Raw genomic sequence first — 17,537 nt, 5'->3', positions numbered from 1 at the left:
TAACCGGTGCGCCTTAGCGGAGCATTTCATGTGTCAGGCGGTCGGCAATCAAGCGACCTGTCGGGGTCAGCGCCAGCGCGTCTTGCTTTTCAATCACATGCCCGCTCTTGATGTACTCCATCGTGCGCTCGTATTGCGCCACAGTCAGCGCCGCCTTCTTCACACCGTCTGGCATACGCAGTGCGAGCATGATGTATTCAGATTTTCGTTGCTCATCCGTTAACACTTCCGAATCCTTAATCGGTGAATCACCGGCGAAGACCTTCTCTTTATAGGCATTGGGGTGCTTCACATTCCAGAATCGTTTACTGTCGATATGAGAATGCGCACCTGGGCCAAGTCCCCACCAATTATTTGATTTCCAGTATGCAATATTGTGGCGGCATTGGTGGCCCGGTTTCGACCAATTTGAAAGTTCATACCACTTCAAACCTTTTTGTAAACATTGCTGATCAATAAGTAAATACATATCGGCCATCAAATCATCATCAGGCATGGTGTATTCACCGCGTTTTATCTGGGCAGCTAACTTTGTGCCTTCCTCCACAATCAGTGCGTAAGCACTGATGTGGTCGATATTAAGTGAGAGCGCCTCTTTGATAGTTGCTGCCCAATCAGCCAATGACTCTCCGGGGCTGCCATAAATCAGATCGACTGAGACTGATGAGAATCCGGCAGCGCGCGCCATATCAACAGCCTTGCGCACGTTCTCCGGGTTATGCGTGCGATCAAGAACTTTTAATACCTCTGGATTAGATGATTGCATACCGAAGGAGATGCGATTAAAACCCGCCGCAATCAGCTGCTCCAACTTTTCTTGCGTCACTGAATCTGGATTTGCCTCCAGCGTGATCTCACAATCTTCGGTGAGGCCATTACGCTCTTTAATCGCGGTAATAACACGACCTAAATCTTTTGGTGGTAGCAGTGATGGAGTTCCGCCACCAAAGAAGATAGTCGGCACTTCATCTAGTGGGGCTGCTGCCAACTCTTTGAGCACAGCATCGATGTAATCACCGGAGACAATTTCTAAAGTTGCCCCATCTTGGAGCTCTGATGGCGTGTAGGTATTGAAGTCGCAATACCCGCAGCGACGCACGCAGTATGGGATATGGACGTAGAACGAGAGCATCGCTTTAGGATTCGAGCTTGCGCGCTGCTTTAATCTTCTCGATATCAGCATCGGTAGCAAGGGCTGCAACGAAGGCTTCCTGTGGAACTTCAACACGTCCCACCATCTTCATCCGCTTCTTACCTTCCTTCTGCTTCTCCAGAAGTTTGCGCTTACGTGAAATATCTCCGCCGTAACACTTTGCCAGAACATCTTTGCGGATCGCACGAATGGATTCGCGGGCAATGATGCGCGATCCAATAGCGGCCTGAATAGGAACTTCAAATTGTTGACGTGGAATGAGTTCACGTAACTTGCCAGTCATCATCACACCATAGGAATATGCCTTATCACGGTGAACAATGGCGCTAAAAGCATCGACTGCCTCACCTTGCAGCAAGATATCGACCTTAACCAAATTACCTTCTTCATCACCGAGCTCTTCATAATCAAGAGAGGCATAGCCGCGAGTGCGACTCTTTAATTGATCAAAGAAGTCAAAGACTATTTCAGCAAGCGGCAAGGTGTAACGGATTTCCACCCGATCTTCGGAGATGTAATCCATTCCGAGCATGACACCACGACGCTCTTGGCAGAGCTCCATAATGGTTCCGATAAATTCTGCTGGCGCCAGAATCGTCGACTTCACAATCGGTTCTTTCACGCTATTGATCTTGCCATCGGGAAATTCAGAAGGGTTTGTCACAACGAATTCTTTGCCATCCTCCATCGTCACGCGATAGACCACATTCGGAGCCGTTGAAATAAGATTCAGTTTTGCTTCACGCTCTAAGCGTTCGCGCACGATTTCCATATGTAATAGGCCAAGGAAGCCGCAACGAAAACCAAAGCCAAGCGCGGCTGAGCTCTCTGGTTCATAGACCAGGGCGGCATCATTGAGTTGCAATTTCTCTAACGCATCTCGCAATACCGGAAAATCTGCGCCATCAAGTGGAAAGAGACCAGAGAAGACCATGGGCTTCGGATCTTTATAACCACCGAGTGGATCTTTCGTTGGCCTTGCAAAGTTTGTAATGGTGTCACCCACACGTGATTGGCGCACATCTTTTACGCCAGTAATTAAATATCCCACCTCGCCCACACCCAGACCCTTAGATGGCAACGGTTCTGGTGAGATGACACCTACTTCCAGTGCTTCGTGCTTGACGCCAGTTGAAAACATTTGAATCTGCTCGCGCGGCTTGATGTGTCCATCGACAACGCGAACATAGGTAACAACACCCCGATATGAGTCATAGACAGAGTCAAAGATCAGTGCGCGCGCTGGTGCATCAGGATCTCCCACAGGCGCTGGAATTTGAGCAATGATTTGATCAAGTAAATCGGCAACGCCATCGCCTGTTTTGCCAGAGACGCGTAATACATCTTCTACTTTGCAACCAATAAGTCCGGCAAGTTCTGCCGCAAACTTCTCTGGTTGGGCGTTAGGTAGATCAATTTTGTTAAGCACCGGAATAATGGTGAGGTTATTCTCCATCGCCAAATACAGATTTGCCAGCGTTTGTGCTTCGATGCCTTGGGCGCAATCAACGAGCAGCACTGCACCTTCACAGGCAGCAAGAGAGCGAGAAACTTCATAGGTGAAGTCCACGTGACCTGGAGTGTCGATCATGTTCAGGATGTATTCCTGGCCATCAAGTGCGCTGCGCCAGGGCAAGCGAACTGCTTGGGATTTAATGGTGATGCCGCGTTCGCGTTCGATATCCATACGGTCTAGATACTGGGCGCGCATATTGCGTGCTTCCACTACCTCGGTAATTTGGAGCATGCGATCGGCCAACGTTGATTTACCGTGATCGATGTGGGCAATGATGCAGAAATTTCGAATCTGCGCCGGATTAGTTGCTGCTGGTTGCGGCGCCTTGGCAATAGATATTGCAGGCACTTATGCGACCTTTATCTTTCTATCGTGAATTGATAGATATGAATTAACGTGCGCCGGCTTTAGCAGCAGCCTTAGCCATTGAAGACTTCTTATTTGCAGCAGCGTTCTTATGAAGAACACCCTTTGAGACTGCAATATCAAGAGCCTTTGAAGCTGCGCGTAGTTCAGCAGTTGTTGTTGCAGCATCACCTTTGGCAACTGCGTCGCGGAACTTGCGAACAGCAGTCTTGATAGATGATGAGACAGACTTGTTGCGAAGGTATGCCTTCTCGTTTGTCTTAATACGCTTGATCTGCGACTTGATATTTGCCACGTTGATAGCTCCGTCTGTGTGTTTTTAGCCAAACCTTGTGATTTGTGCAGAGGGGTAGGTTATCAGCGCAGGGGTATCAGCCCAAAATCGAGAAAACGGCCCTCAAATTAGCGGGCTGCGCGAGCGGCGGTGATGCTCGCCAGCGCTTTTTCTAGGGCAAATATCGGATCCGATGCCGCCCCCTTCACATCAGCATCAGCCTTGGCAATTGCTTCAACGGCCGTTGCAATTCCACGAGGTGTCCAGGATTGCAACTGACGACGGGCTTTATCAATCTGCCATGGCGCCATTCCTAGTTGACCAGCTAATTCAAATGATTTGCTTCCTTTATTTGTTCCAGAAACTTTAGCCAAACTACGTAGCGATGAGGCGATGGCAGATGTGACCATGACTGGATCTGTTCCGGTTTCAAGTGCACTACGCAGAGTGACAAGTGCCACCGGCAGATTGCCATCAATAGTGGCATCGGCAACATCAAATCCGGTGGTTTCAATTCGCCCTTGATGAAATTTATCAACGATCGCCTCATCGATAGCACCTGCTGGTGCATCAAGTGAGATTTGCGAAACGGCTGATTGCAACTCCCGCAGTTCATTTCCCAGTGCGCCCACTAAAGCTTTGATGGCACCTGGTGTTGCCTTGCGTCCAGCATCAAGGAATAGATCTTTCACAAAGCTCTCTTTATCAGCCTCTTTCTTCATCGCCTCACAGGCGATGATTTCTGGCTTCACTTTCTTAATTGCATCCAGCAGCGCCTTGCCTTTGACGCCACCTTTATGCACGAAGACCACGGTCATGGTGGGATCCGGGGAATCCAAATAGCGAGTAATTTCATCTTTTGACTCTTCCGGCAAATCTTGCAAATCTTTAACAATCAGCGCGCGGCGTTCGGAAAATAGTGATGGTGCTAGGCCATCTGCGATGTCGCCCACGATGACATCGGCGGCACTCACTGTTGTGATTTCGGCGTTCTCGTCTTTAAGTTGGGCTAGAAGTTTGGCCAGTGCGCGATCTGCTAGCGCGCCTTCCGGACCGAGCAGGAGATAGAAAGGGTTCATTTCACCTGCCTCCTAACTCCAAGAGAAAAATCTAAACCAGCGCTTGCTGCGTTGTAGTGAAAATTGATGGTTCGTTGCTTTGATTGCCACTGCCCCATCAATATCAGTACGCAATACCTTAGCGCCTAACTGCGTCAAGGCCGAGATGGTGGCAGGTGCCGGATGTCCATAGGTATTAGTTGCGCCCACGCTGATGACAGCAATCTGTGGTGAGAGTTCTCGCATTAAATCTAAATCCTGGAATCTAGAGCCATGATGGGCCACTTTATAGATATCTACTTCGCCAATGCGTGAGACCAGTTGGCTCTGCACCGGCGGTTCGATATCACCGGCGGCGAAGAGTGTGAAATTTGATGAAGTAAAGAGCACCGCAATGCTGGAGTTATTTGGCGTGTATTCACCCGCGCGATCAGGCCACTTCACCTCTATCTTCACATCTTCAATTGTGGCTCGGGTGCCAGCAAATACATCTCCATACCAAGTTGTTCCGATCTTTCTATTCTTTCCCGCACCCGCCAATCCCCCCACATGATCCGCGTGGATATGGGTCAATATCAAGAGCGGAATCTCACGTACTCCAAGCTGGCGCAGGCACCTATCAATTAATTGTGGATCAGGACCCACATCAATAACTATTGCGCGGTGGTGCTTCAAATTAATCACCATCGCATCACCTTGGCCAATATCGCAGTTGGCAATCTGCCAATCCCCTGCTGGAAATCGCTGTGCCCAGGAAAAGGAAATAACAACGATGAGTAGCGCGATTGCGACCTTTGCTCTACCAAGATAGATAGCAAGAATGAGTACTGCCACAATGAGGAATCCATAGAGCCCGGTCTTTAAGGTGAAGACTGGAAAACCGGCACTCCACTTCGCAACACAGACAATCCAGATCGCAAGTGGCTTCACGCACAGAATAAGCAGATGCGAAAGCCACGGCGCAAAAGGTGAAATAAGGGCAGCAATGAATCCAACAATGGTGATGGGAGCAACGGCGGGTGCAGCTAAGACATTGGCAATGATGCTCATGGGGCTGATGTATCCAGATAAAGCGACAATGACAGGAGCACAAAAAGCCATCGCTGCAATGGGGGGTGCTAAGAACTTCGGTTTTATCCTCGGTGCCAGAAGTAACAACCCAGCAGTTGCTAAAACAGAGAGTGCAAAACCCGCATCGCGTGCTTGAAAGGGATCTAAAATCACTACAGCTGCGATCGCAAAGCCCAACGCCGGCAGCGGATCTCGCCCTTGTCTGGTGCCATAAGCAACAAGTAAGACCGCCGCCATGGCAGCGGCGCGCAAGACAGAAGGTGATGGCCGCACCAGTGCGATAAATGCAGCCAGTGCTATCGCAGTGGCAATCAGGCGATAATTAACTTTGCGGAAAATAAATTGCATTCCCCACAAGACAAAGGCTGAAACGATGGCGAAGTTGGCGCCACTGACAGCCACCAAGTGGGTAAGGCCTGATCTGCGCATCTGGTTCTTAAATTCAACGCTCTGTTTACTAGTATCGCCGATGACCATTCCGGGAATAAGTGCACCAGCATCTTCGCCGCCAGTTGCACTGCGCAGTCCTAGGCGAATATGCGCCAATCCTTTCGCCCAGCGCGAGAGTTGAGTGAGTACTTCAACGCGCTGCTTAACAATCAGTAGAGCAGCAACTCGCCCCTCTTTACTCTCCAACACTTTAGCCTGCACCCGAATCTTCTGACCGGGCAACAAAGTTTCCACGACTCTATTAGAAACAATCACGCGCACCGGAATCCGCATTGAATATCTATCATCAACTCGAAGCGCCTGGCCCATAAATGAATAAGTGATAGGTGCAAAGGAACTACCAAAGACTTTTGGAACCACTCGATTAGGATCTGTCGTTACCTGTAGTTCAACAGTTGTAACCGCGCCCCGAAATTGGTTAATCGCACTGGAATCAAGAGCCGCAATTCTTATCGACATAATCGTTGCACCAAGCACAATGGCAATAAGCAGAACTGCCAAACGCCGCTTGTTATATAAGAAAACTGCGGTGATAACAGCCATGGCTGCTACTGCCCAGGTTGGACTCCAACTCTGCGCCAGCGCCCCCACCCACACCGCGCCCCCCAATGCGAGGGCGCGGCTATCAATTAGACGCGCAGCTTCTCTTTGAACTTTGCGAATGTTCCCGCTCCAATTCCGGAAACCTTCATCACATCTTCAATCACAGTAAATGGACCATTGATCTTTCGATAGGCCACGATGCGATTTGCCAGCACTGGCCCGATTCCATCGAGTGCCTCAAACTCTTTCACCGTCGCCCGATTAATCATCACGGGTCCGTTCTTGCGCACAACTCTCTTTGCCACACCACCAGAAGATGTTGCTGCGGCAAATACATATATCTGCTCGCCGTCTTTAAGGATGCGCGCTTGATTAATATCATAAGTATCAGCGCCCTTCTTCAGTCCTCCAGCAGCTTTGATTGCCTCCACAACGCGTGAGTTCATCGGCAGCGAATACACCCCAGGAGTTATCACAGCGCCTGCAACATCGACGATGATTTCCTGAGTAATTTCTTGCACATCAAGTGCAATAGGGGCTGCAACTACTTCTTGCGAAGCACCGCGGGCGACAAAGAGGCCGGAGATAAGTAGAACGAGCAGTGCAACCAGTGCCAACGCTCTTTTTTGTGTTGATGAATAGTGGAGATCACTCCACCAGTTATGTGCCTTCTCGAGATATTGATTTTCCATCCGCAGATGGTGGGGTAGATCTAGGTAGGAAAATGATGAATCAGGTCTAGCTGTTGATTACAGAACGATGTTGACAAGCTTGGGAGCGCGAGCAATCACTTTCTTCGGGCTGGCACCCGCTAGCGCCGCCATGACCGAAGGCAAAGCAAGTGCGGCAGCCTCAAAATCAGCATCACCAATTGTTGGTGAAACCTTCATCCGATCAACAATCTTGCCGTTGATTTGAATAACGGCCTCTACTTCATCATCGACCAATAGCGCTGAGTCAATTACTGGCCAGCCAGCAGTTGCAATCGCTGGTTTGTGGCCAAGTCGCTCCCACATTTCCTCTGCTGTAAAGGGAGCAACGAGTGAGAGCATGATGGCTATTGCCTCCGTTGCCTCACGCACCGCAGGATCTGCCGGACCACACCCTGAATCAATTGCCTTACGCGTTGCATTCACTAACTCCATCACACGCGCCACCGCAACGTTAAATCTAAATGATTCAACTGCAAAGGCGGCATCGTTGAGTGCTTTATGTGTTGCTTTACGCAAACTAATTTCACCAGTTGTGAAATCAACTCCTGGAGCTGATGTGACATCACCTGATAAACGCCAAGCGCGACTTAAGAACTTCACCGAGCCGGATGGCGAGACATCTGACCAATCAACGTCATCTTCTGGTGGACCAGAAAAGACCATTGATAAACGGATGGCATCGACGCCATGGTTTTCTAGTTCATCAGATAGGCGCACCAGATTGCCGCGAGATTTCGACATTGCAGAGCCATCCATAACAACCATGCCTTGGTTAAGTAGGCGCGTGAAGGGCTCTGTGAAAGAGAGCATCTTCATATCAAAAAGTACTTTGGTGAAAAAGCGGGAGTAGAGCAGGTGCAAGATGGCATGAGTTACTCCGCCGACATATTGATCCACCGGTAGCCAGGTATCGATATCTGCGCGATTAAATGGTTCGGTCGCATTCGTTGACGATGGATAACGCAGGTAATACCAAGATGAATCAACAAAAGTATCCATGGTGTCGGTATCGCGCATGGCAGGCCCCGCACACTTAGGGCACTTCGTATTAACCCACTCAGTTGCCGCAGCAAGTGGCGATTGCCCCTTTGGCTTTAAATCCAGTCCCTTTGCATCAGGCAAGAGCAATGGAAGCTCTGCATCTGGAACAGCTACTTCGCCACACTTTTCACAGTGCACGATAGGAATAGGTGTGCCCCAATAGCGTTGGCGCGAAACGAGCCAATCGCGCAGGCGATAATTTCGTGCTGACTTACCAAGTCCATCGGCTTCTAACTGCTTATTAATGGCCGCAATTGCATCTGCCTTGGAAAGACCATTAAGTGCGCCTGAATTAATAATTTTTCCATCACCTGTTGTGGCAATGCCTGTCTCACTTGGATCTTCTTCACCAGTATCAACGACAACCCGCACGGGCAGCTTCATCGCTTTTGCAAAATCAAGGTCACGCTGATCATGTGCCGGAACCGCCATGATGGCGCCGGTGCCGTAATCAGCTAAAACATAATCTGATGCCCAGATAGGCAGTTTTTCTCCGTTAACTGGGTTGATGGCAAAGCGCTTGAGATCAACACCAGATTTAGGTCGATCTGTCGCTAAGCGATCGATATCGGATGCCGCTTTAATTTTCTCTAAGTAAGAGGTGAACTCTTTTTCTACTGGTGTGCCACTAGCAAGTTCGGCAGCAAGTGCGGAATCTGCGGCCACCACCATAAAGGTTGCGCCATATAACGTGTCGGGGCGGGTGGTGTAGATAGTTACTGGCTCGGTGCGCCCTTCAATTACAAATTGCACATTGGCACCTTGGGAGCGACCAATCCAGTTGCGCTGCATCATCAGCACTTTCTCTGGCCACTTGCCTTCTAACTCAGACATGTCATCGAGTAAGCGATCGGCATAATCAGTAATCTTGAAATACCACTGATTCAATTTCTTCTTTGTTACCGCGGTATCACAACGCTCGCAGAGCCCTGCTACTACCTGTTCATTGGCAAGAACTGTCTGACAGCCAGGACACCAGTTAACGGCAGAGTCTTTGCGATAGGCCAGGCCACGTTCATGTAATTTGGTAAATAACCACTGGTTCCACTTGTAGTACTCCGGGTCACAAGTATTAAAGACGCGATCCCAATCGAAAGAGCAGGCATAGCGACGCATCGAAGCTTTCTGCGTTGCGATGTTTTCATAAGTCCAAATACGTGGATCTTCATTACGTTTGATTGCCGCATTTTCTGCCGGCAGCCCAAATGCATCCCAACCAATGGGGTGCATGACGTTAAAACCTTTTTGAATCCAATAGCGAGCAATTACATCACCGAGTGCGTATGCCTCGGCATGGCCCATGTGTAGATCACCCGATGGATAAGGAAACATATCGAGCACGTACTTCTTCGGACGGGCATCATCTGCGCGACCTGATTTAAATGGTTGGAGTGTGTCCCAGATGGGAAGCCACTTCTCTTGCACGTATGCAAAATCGTAGGCCGCGTGTTCGCGTTCAGTACTCACGTGGAGATAAGGGGAATCGAACCCCTAACCTCTTCCATGCCATGGAAGCGCGCTACCAATTGCGCCATATCCCCGTTGTCGTTCAGGAGTGCGAACTTTACCGCACTGAATCCGGGATAACTCCGCCGGATTCTTCACCCATTACAGGCTCTGGAATAGATCCCGCGTTATGTTCAACCAAAAGCCAACCTTTTGGTGATTCTTCCAGAATCGACCATTGCGCATTGGAAAGTCCGCCGATGCGTGACCAGAATGGAATGGGAAGGTCAAGATAGGTGCCAATGATTGTGCGTGCTGTTCCACCATGTGTTGCAACAACAAGTCTTTGATTATCTTTGCCAACAAGTGCGGCGTTAATCGCTGCCACACCACGTGCTCCTACTTCACTGCGACGTTCGCCAATTCCACCGGCTGGGTTATCTCCGCCCATCGACCATTGCCGTAAATTATCAAGATCTACCTTGCGTATTTCATCACCGGTCAGACCTTCCCAATTTCCGCAGTTGGTCTCGCGCAAACGTGCATCGGTTAATACTTCAAGTCCGGTGAGTTTTACTAGTTCGTGCGCGGTGCTCTGTGCTCGCACTAAATCACTAGCAATAATCATGGTCGGGGCAATGGCTGCCAACATGGGCGCTGCATGCTGTGCTTGAAAATGACCCACTGCGTTGAGTGGAATATCAGTATGTCCCTGAAACTTATTTGCAACGTTCCAATCGGTTTGGCCGTGACGCCAGAGAATTATCTGGTTACCCACGTGCAACCTCTTCTTTGACCACTTCTAACTCAATCTTGGGGCAGTCATTCCACAGCCGATCGAGCATGTAGTAACGACGAAGCTCACTGGACTGAATGTGCACAACGAGATCTGAGTAATCAAGCAAAATCCATTCCGCGGTTCCTTCCCGGCGAAGTGGCTTATCACCAGCAAGACGTAACTTCTCTTCCACCTCATCGGCGATCGAATCAACCATCTTGGTATTGGTGGCGGTGACAATCAGAAAGACTTCACTTAATACTGATTGCTCCGAAAGATCGAGGGCGACAAGTTCAGTTCCGAATTTATCGGCAGCAGCGCGAGCGGCAATTTGGGTGCGTTCAACGCAGGCTTTACTTGCTGGCATAGAGATTGTGCTCCTTTATATATGCAGCAACTGCTGCGGGTACTTCATCAGAATGGTGTTCGCGAATCTGGGTTGCCGACACGGCAATGGCATCGACATCAAGGTTAGGCGTGCCAGGAAAATTTGGGCGATCAATCACAACGAACTCAACCATTTTCTTAAGCTCTTCAGCGCGATGCCAGTGATCGATATTGGTATAGGCATCGGTGCCCACGACGACAAAGATGGAATCTGTTGGGTAGGTCTGGGCAACTGCTTCCACGGTATCAATGGTGTAGCTCGGGCCTTCGCGCAGTACCTCAATCGGATTAACTTCCACCTTGCCTTTAATTTCTGGTGCTAAAGAATTAACTGCTAACTGACACATCTGCCGGCGCTCAGCCCCGGTTGCCTTCGGTTCATGTTCGCGAAGTCGCGGTTGTCCGGCTGGCACAACGAGCAGGCGATCAACAATATTGCGCCCAATTAATTGTTCAATGACGTGAACGTGCCCGTTATGAATCGGGTCAAAGGTGCCGCCGTATAGCCCTACTCGCAAGGGCGTTACTTATCTAAGCGAAGAGTGATGTAGAGAAGAAAGCCGAAAATCCCAAATGCAACGAGTCCAAATGCGTAAGGAGGCATTGGAAGTACCCGGGTCGCTTCTTCACTAAGTCTTAACATGGGATGAAGATTACTACTTACCTGCAAGAAGTTCTAAAAAGCGCGCTTCATCGATGATCTTGACGCCTAACTCTTGCGCTTTTGCCAGCTTAGAACCTGGGTCGGCGCCGACTAATACATAGTCCGTCTTTGCAGATACTGACGATGATGGCTTTCCACCATGTGCCGTGATTGTCTCGGCAATCGAATCACGAGTGAAATTCGCTAGCCCGCCGGTTACGACAATGGTGAGTCCACCTAAGGTTTGCGGCAGATCCGCGCCCTTGGCGTTAACCATCGCCACCCCAGCCTTTGTCCATTGGGTAATGATGTTGCGATGCCAATCAATTTCAAACCACTCAATAACCGATTGCGCAATGACCTCACCCACGCCATCGATGTCGGCAAGTTCTGTCACCGAAGCCCTCGCAATGGCATCCATGCTTCCAAAATTCGTGGCTAACGCTTGCGCCGCGGTGGGCCCAACATGGCGAATCGAAAGTGCCACAAGTGTGCGCCAGAGCGGTCTGCTCTTTGCTTCTTCTAACGCTGCCAATAGCTTTTCTAAATTCTTTCCGGCTGTGCCATCTTTTTTAAGAAAGAACTGAGATTTCATCAGCGACTTCTCACTCAAGTTAAAGATGTCGGCTTCATCAGTAATAATCGAATCAGTCAGCAGTGCAACAGCTGCTTCATAACCAAGCACATCGATATCAAGGGCTGCGCGCGAGCCGATGTAGTAAATACGTTCGCGTAATTGCGCGGGGCAACTTCTAGTATTTGGGCATCTAATATCCACATCGCCTTCAGTTATCGCGCGCAGTTCAAAGGCGCACTCAGGACAGTGAGTCGGCATCACAAATGCTTTCTCACTTCCCGTGCGCTTATCTCGAACTGGACCCAAGACTTCTGGGATGACATCTCCTGCTTTGCGAATAATGACAACATCGCCAATTAATACGCCCTTGCGTTCGATCTCTTCTTGATTGTGCAGGGTGGCATTAGTCACCGTAGATCCGGCGACTTTGACTGGCTCCATAAATGCGAATGGAGTTACGCGCCCGGTGCGACCCACAGAAACTCTGATATCCAGTAACTTGGTAGTTACTTCTTCCGGTGGATATTTATAGGCAATCGCCCACTTTGGAGCGCGGGATGTGAAACCTAGTTTTTCTTGCTCTGCCAACGAATCTACTTTGATCACAACGCCATCAATCTCGTGCTCCACATCGTGGCGGTGCAGGTTGTAGTTTTCAATAAATGCCAGAACTTCTGCTCGACTCTTACACACCTTAAAGCGAGCAGATGTGGGAAGACCTAGGGCTTTGAGCTTTGCATAAGCATCAGATTGTGAATCAAATGAAATCCCTTCACGTGCACCAATACCGTGCACCACAACATCTAGCGCACGAGATGCTGTAATTCTTGGATCTTTCTGGCGCAGTGAACCGGCAGCGCAGTTACGAGGGTTAGCAAAGAGTGGCTTACCTGCTTCTTCAAGTTCTTCGTTGAGTTGGTTAAAAGCGGCAACCGGTAAGAAGACTTCACCGCGAACTTCAATCAGCGATGGAATGTTTTTGCCGGACAAAGTATGTGGCAGGCCCTTAATCGTTTTCACATTTAAGGTGACATCTTCACCAGTAGTGCCATTACCACGAGTAAGTGCGCGCGTGAGCTGTCCATTTTCATAGAGCAAATTAATTGCTAGGCCATCTACTTTAAGTTCACATAAGAAAGCACCAACTGCTGATTCTTTTTCAACCCGCTCAAACCAGGAATCAAGTTCGGTGTTATCAAATACATTGTCCAGACTCATCATCTTTTCGATGTGATCGTGTTGATCAAATGTGGTGGAAAATCCCCCGCCCACACCCAGCGTGGGTGAATCTGGTTCAAGTAATTCTGGATGCTTTGCTTCCAGTGCTGCTAGCTCTTTGATGAGTAAATCAAATGCGGCATCGGTAATGGTGGGAGCATCCAATACATAATATTTAAATTGATGATCACGGATCTCTTGCGTTAATTCAGTGATGCGATGTCGCGCTTGGGTGCTCATGCGGTCTCGCAGATTGTGGCCGACCCCACGACGCGATCGCCATCGTAGATAACCATTGCTTGCCCTGTAGCTAGTCCAAGAAGAGGTTCATCTAGTTCTGCAACCAGGTGCGCTCCATCTAAGTAATAGGTGCAATCAAGTGCTGCGCCATGTGCTCGCACCTGAACAAAGCCGCGCGTGGGCGCTGCTCCTACCGCTGGACCACAGAAGATTGGTCGCTCACCTCGCATTGAACTCACAGCCAAATCTTCGCGTGCACCTACGACAACAGTGTTTGTCACAGGCTCAATCTTTAAGACAAAGCGTGGAGAACCATCAGGGGCGGCAACCGAGAGACCTAGACCTTTACGTTGTCCGATGGTGTAGGTGTAAGCGCCTTTATGTTCGCCAATTTTTGTTCCATCTTGGTCAACAATTGGACCAACTTCACTACCAAGTCGATCTCGCAACCAACCGGCGTTATCTCCCGATGGAACAAAACAAATATCGTGACTATCTGGCTTCTGCGCGACAGCTAACCCACGCTTTTCGGCTTCAATGCGGATATCTACTTTTTCAGTATCCCCCAAAGGAAAAATAGCGCCGTTAATCTGTTCGCGATTTAAAACCGCCAATACATATGACTGATCTTTTAGCGGATCAACTGCGCGATGAAGCGTTCGACCTCTACTTGTTTCCTCGGTACGCGCATAGTGGCCAGTAACCACGCCATCGAAGCCCATCGCCTTTGCACGGTCCAGGACTGCGGCAAATTTGATTTTTTCATTACAGCGCAGACACGGATTAGGCGTGCGCCCTGCGGCATATTCACTCATGAAGTTTTCCACCACACCTTCATGAAACTCATCGGCCATATCCCAGATATAGAAAGGAATACCGATGACATCTGCAGCTCTACGAGCATCATGTGAATCTTCAATCGTGCAGCAACCGCGCGCACCGCTTCGATATTTCTGCGGGTTAGAAGAAAGTGCTAAGTGCACACCGATAACTTCATGTCCGGCCTCTACTGCGCGAGCTGCCGCAACTGCAGAGTCCACTCCTCCGCTCATGGCGGCAATAATTTTCATTTCTTACCTACCGCGTTTGCTGCAAGTCCACGTTCAATCACACTGGGCAAGACCAAGAGCGCGTAATCAACATCTGCTTGGGTATTAGTGGCACCAAATGAGAAACGCAGCGAAGATTGCGAGAGGACATCGGTAAGGCCCATCGCCATTAATACATGGCTAGGTCTATGAACACCTGCGGTGCAGGCAGCGCCGGTGGAACAGGAGACTTTCTCTGAATCCATTAGCAATAACAGTGAATCACTCTGGGTTCCGGGAAAAGTAATATTTGAAATTCCAGGTAAGCGCGGTGCACCTTGGCCATTGATCACAGCATCAGGGCGAGCACGCAACACTCCTTCTTCAAAGTCAGTACGTAATTTTGCAACTGCCGATGCATCATAAACACCTGCCGCAATAGCGGCAGCAAGTGCCACAATCGATGGCGCATTCAGGGTTCCACTTCGAATATCGCGCTCTTGTCCCCCACCATGAAGAAGTGCTGGAATCTCAACTGCCCGACGCAAGATCAGTGCGCCGATTCCGAGTGGGCCACCAACTTTGTGGCCACTAATTGTCATGGCATAGAGGCCGAGATCCTTATAAGAAAGAGGCACCTTAGAAAAACTCTGCACGGCATCGGTATGCACCGGAATATCCGCTGCTATTTTTACTACTTCAGCAATCGGCTGCATTACACCGGTCTCGTTATTGCTATGCATCACAGAGATCAGTGCAATTTCTGATCCGCGCGCGGCAACAAGTGCCCGCAAGAATTTAAGATCAATAACGCCATCGGTTGTCACTGGAATCTGGATCAGCTCGGCGCCTTCATGTTCAACGAGCCAGAGCGCCGGATCAAGAACGGCATGATGTTCAATGCTGGAGATGACAATGACTTTCTTCGGTGAATTCCAGAAGAGACCTTTAATTGCTGCGTTATTTGCCTCTGTGCCAGAACCGGTAAAAATCACTTCGCTGGGTTGGCAGTGCACAGCACGTGCAATCTGCTCGCGCGCATCTTCCACATCTTTGCGAGTAGAACGACCTTGCGTATGAAGTGATGAGGGATTACCTAATTTGCGAAGAGCGGTATTCATGGCGCCAATTGCCGATTCACACATCGGCGTAGTGGCCGCGTGATCGAGATAGACGCTCATGGGAGCATTCTAGTTCGTCTGGCCTACTTATCCTTTTCGAGCAACCACGCCTTCGGTGGCCTTAGGTAGCACGTTAAACAAGTCTCCGACTACACCAAAGTCTGCGATATCAAAGATGGGTGCTTCTGGATCTTTATTGACTACAACGATTGTCTTGGAGGTCTGCATTCCAGCGCGGTGCTGAATTGCGCCAGAAATTCCGCAGGCAACATAGAGCTGCGGGCTTACTGTCTTGCCAGTCTGTCCCACCTGATGTGAATGTGGATACCAACCAGCATCGGTTGCGGCGCGTGATGCGCCCACCGCTGCGCCCAATGAATCTGCAAATGATTCAACGGCCGTGAAGTTGCCATCTGTTCCGCGGCCACCCGAGACAACAATGTTGGCTTCGGTTAACTCTGGTCGACCGCCCTTTAATGGAGGTTGAGTAGATGAAACCGTTGCTTTTTTTGCATCGGCGCTAATTGTGGCAGTTGCATTTGTGATAGCAGGTGCGCACGATGTGAAATCGGCATCGATGCTGTTGGGGCGCACCGTAATAATTGGTGTGCCGTGTGAAACTTTTGATTGCACCGTAGTGGAACCACCAAAGACTGATTGTGTGGCACTGCCATCACTTGCAATATCAATGGCATCGGTAATAATCCCAGAATCACAGAGCACAGACACGCGACCGGCCATCTCTTTTCCAAATGCATGTGATGCAATGAGAACTGCCGCTGGAGATTTTTCTTTCACAAGATTTGCTAGTGCATCGGCAGATGCTGCAACGCCGTGTGATGTGAAATCATCAGATTCAATAACGATAATCTCGCTAATCGGTCCTTGATTCACAGTTGCCGCAAGTGCCGCACCTTTTCCGGCGCCAGCTAGAACTATGGCTGTGACTGTGCCAATACGGGCCGCAGCTGTTGCAATCTCAGCTGTTGTCTTACTTGCTTTTTCACCCGAGAAATCAACCAGGATAAATACTGTGCTCATATCAACTTCTTCTCAGCCAAGAAGCTAACCAGCGCATCACCGGCGCCACCTTCATCATTAACCTTCACACCCGCTGCGCGAGCAGGACGTGGTGTGGCATCAATAACTTCTGACCAACCGCTTTGGGCGCTTACTCCCACTGCCGCCAAATCCTTTTGTTCAATCGTCTTCTTCTTCGCCGCCATGATTCCTTTAAAGGATGGATAGCGCGGTTCATTAATTTTCTCGACAACGCTGATTACTACTGGAAAAGCAGCGCTTATTTCATCAACGCCCGCTTCTGTCACGCGAGTGATGGATACTTTCCCGCCCGGATCAACAACTACCTTTGCGGCAAATGTCAGTTGCGCCCAACCAAGGCGAGCGCTAATCATCGCCGGCACCACGCTCATGCGAGCATCAGTAGATTCGGTGCCACAGATGACGATGTCATATCCGCCATCACCAATTACTTGAGCTAATACGCGCGAGGTTGAGAGCGCATCGGCTGCTGCCAACGCAGCATCTGTTACCAAGATTGCATCGTTTGCCCCCATGGAAAGGCCTTTGCGAAGTGCATCCGTTGCGCGCTCTGGGCCCATAGAGATCAAGGTCACGGTGTGCGCACCACCTTCTTCATTGCCGCCATGAGCTTCAACGATACGAAGTGCTTCTTCCACTGCATACTCATCAAGGTCATTAAGGACTGCATCAACGCTCTCGCGGTCGAGTACGCCGTTGACCATCTTCTTCTCAGCCCAGGAATCAGGCACCTGTTTGATGCAGACGGCAATCTTCATGGGGCAGATGTTACCGGTCAGTAGCCCCTTTCGGAAGGATGAAAGAGGCGCAAAACTCTCAACCAACGGTTCACCTTCTATTCAGAGACATGTA

Annotated in this window: 15 protein-coding genes and 1 tRNA gene; all 16 read right to left on the bottom strand. The window is 49.7% G+C overall.

The window, feature by feature from the left end; genetic code table 11:
- Positions 1–13 precede the first annotated feature (13 nt).
- Positions 14–1,132 carry a radical SAM family heme chaperone HemW gene (gene hemW / locus A1sIIB142_RS01815; protein WP_223299207.1) on the bottom strand — a complete coding sequence of 373 codons (1,119 nt, stop codon included), beginning with the start codon at positions 1,130–1,132 and terminating at the stop codon, positions 14–16.
- 4 nt (positions 1,133–1,136) lie between these two features.
- Positions 1,137–3,017 (bottom strand): translation elongation factor 4, encoded by a 1,881-nt coding sequence (gene lepA, locus A1sIIB142_RS01810; protein ID WP_095693430.1) that lies wholly within the window; start codon positions 3,015–3,017, stop codon positions 1,137–1,139.
- Positions 3,018–3,060: 43 nt separating this feature from the next.
- Entirely contained in the window at positions 3,061–3,330 is a 270-nt protein-coding gene (gene rpsT / locus A1sIIB142_RS01805) for a 30S ribosomal protein S20 (protein ID WP_095693429.1), read from the bottom strand.
- Positions 3,331–3,437: 107 nt separating this feature from the next.
- Positions 3,438–4,388: a DNA polymerase III subunit delta gene (gene holA, locus A1sIIB142_RS01800; RefSeq protein ID WP_095693428.1), complete on the bottom strand. Its 951-nt coding sequence runs from the start codon at positions 4,386–4,388 to the stop codon at positions 3,438–3,440.
- A 12-nt stretch (positions 4,389–4,400) separates the two neighbouring features.
- Positions 4,401–6,431, bottom strand: coding sequence for a ComEC/Rec2 family competence protein (locus tag A1sIIB142_RS01795; protein WP_095694124.1), 2,031 nt, complete (start codon positions 6,429–6,431; stop codon positions 4,401–4,403).
- 86 nt (positions 6,432–6,517) lie between these two features.
- Positions 6,518–7,123, bottom strand: a complete 606-nt coding sequence (locus tag A1sIIB142_RS01790) for a ComEA family DNA-binding protein (protein ID WP_095693427.1) — start codon at positions 7,121–7,123, stop codon at positions 6,518–6,520.
- A 57-nt stretch (positions 7,124–7,180) separates the two neighbouring features.
- Entirely contained in the window at positions 7,181–9,652 is a 2,472-nt protein-coding gene (leuS, locus tag A1sIIB142_RS01785; RefSeq protein ID WP_095693426.1) for a leucine--tRNA ligase, read from the bottom strand.
- A gap of 1 nt (position 9,653) precedes the next feature.
- A tRNA-Ala gene (locus A1sIIB142_RS01780) sits at positions 9,654–9,726 on the bottom strand.
- A 23-nt stretch (positions 9,727–9,749) separates the two neighbouring features.
- Positions 9,750–10,409: a histidine phosphatase family protein gene (locus A1sIIB142_RS01775; RefSeq protein ID WP_095693425.1), complete on the bottom strand. Its 660-nt coding sequence runs from the start codon at positions 10,407–10,409 to the stop codon at positions 9,750–9,752.
- Complete coding sequence (gene rsfS / locus A1sIIB142_RS01770) at positions 10,402–10,776, bottom strand: ribosome silencing factor (RefSeq protein WP_095684472.1); 375 nt, start codon at positions 10,774–10,776, stop codon at positions 10,402–10,404. The genes A1sIIB142_RS01775 and rsfS overlap by 8 nt, the downstream gene beginning before the upstream one ends.
- Positions 10,763–11,314 (bottom strand): nicotinate (nicotinamide) nucleotide adenylyltransferase, encoded by a 552-nt coding sequence (nadD, locus tag A1sIIB142_RS01765; RefSeq protein ID WP_095693424.1) that lies wholly within the window; start codon positions 11,312–11,314, stop codon positions 10,763–10,765. The genes rsfS and nadD overlap by 14 nt, the downstream gene beginning before the upstream one ends.
- A gap of 138 nt (positions 11,315–11,452) precedes the next feature.
- Positions 11,453–13,474, bottom strand: coding sequence for an NAD-dependent DNA ligase LigA (gene ligA, locus A1sIIB142_RS01760; protein ID WP_095693423.1), 2,022 nt, complete (start codon positions 13,472–13,474; stop codon positions 11,453–11,455).
- A complete protein-coding gene (gene mnmA / locus A1sIIB142_RS01755) occupies positions 13,471–14,544 on the bottom strand; it encodes a tRNA 2-thiouridine(34) synthase MnmA (RefSeq protein ID WP_095693422.1) in 1,074 nt (357 codons plus the stop codon). The genes ligA and mnmA overlap by 4 nt, the downstream gene beginning before the upstream one ends.
- Positions 14,541–15,683 (bottom strand): cysteine desulfurase family protein, encoded by a 1,143-nt coding sequence (locus A1sIIB142_RS01750; RefSeq protein WP_095693421.1) that lies wholly within the window; start codon positions 15,681–15,683, stop codon positions 14,541–14,543. Before A1sIIB142_RS01750 ends, mnmA begins: the two co-directional genes overlap by 4 nt.
- Before the next feature lie 27 nt (positions 15,684–15,710).
- Positions 15,711–16,664, bottom strand: coding sequence for an electron transfer flavoprotein subunit alpha/FixB family protein (locus A1sIIB142_RS01745; RefSeq protein WP_095693420.1), 954 nt, complete (start codon positions 16,662–16,664; stop codon positions 15,711–15,713).
- On the bottom strand, positions 16,661–17,443 hold the full coding sequence (locus tag A1sIIB142_RS01740) for an electron transfer flavoprotein subunit beta/FixA family protein (RefSeq protein WP_095693419.1): 783 nt from the start codon (positions 17,441–17,443) through the stop codon (positions 16,661–16,663). The genes A1sIIB142_RS01745 and A1sIIB142_RS01740 overlap by 4 nt, the downstream gene beginning before the upstream one ends.
- Positions 17,444–17,537 lie beyond the last annotated feature (94 nt).

This window comes from Candidatus Planktophila versatilis (assembly GCF_002288345.1).
Taxonomy (GTDB): Bacteria; Actinomycetota; Actinomycetes; order Nanopelagicales; family Nanopelagicaceae; genus Planktophila; species Planktophila versatilis_A.
The sequence above is the reverse complement of the archived record's forward strand: the minus strand, read 5'-3'. Positions and strand labels throughout refer to the sequence as shown.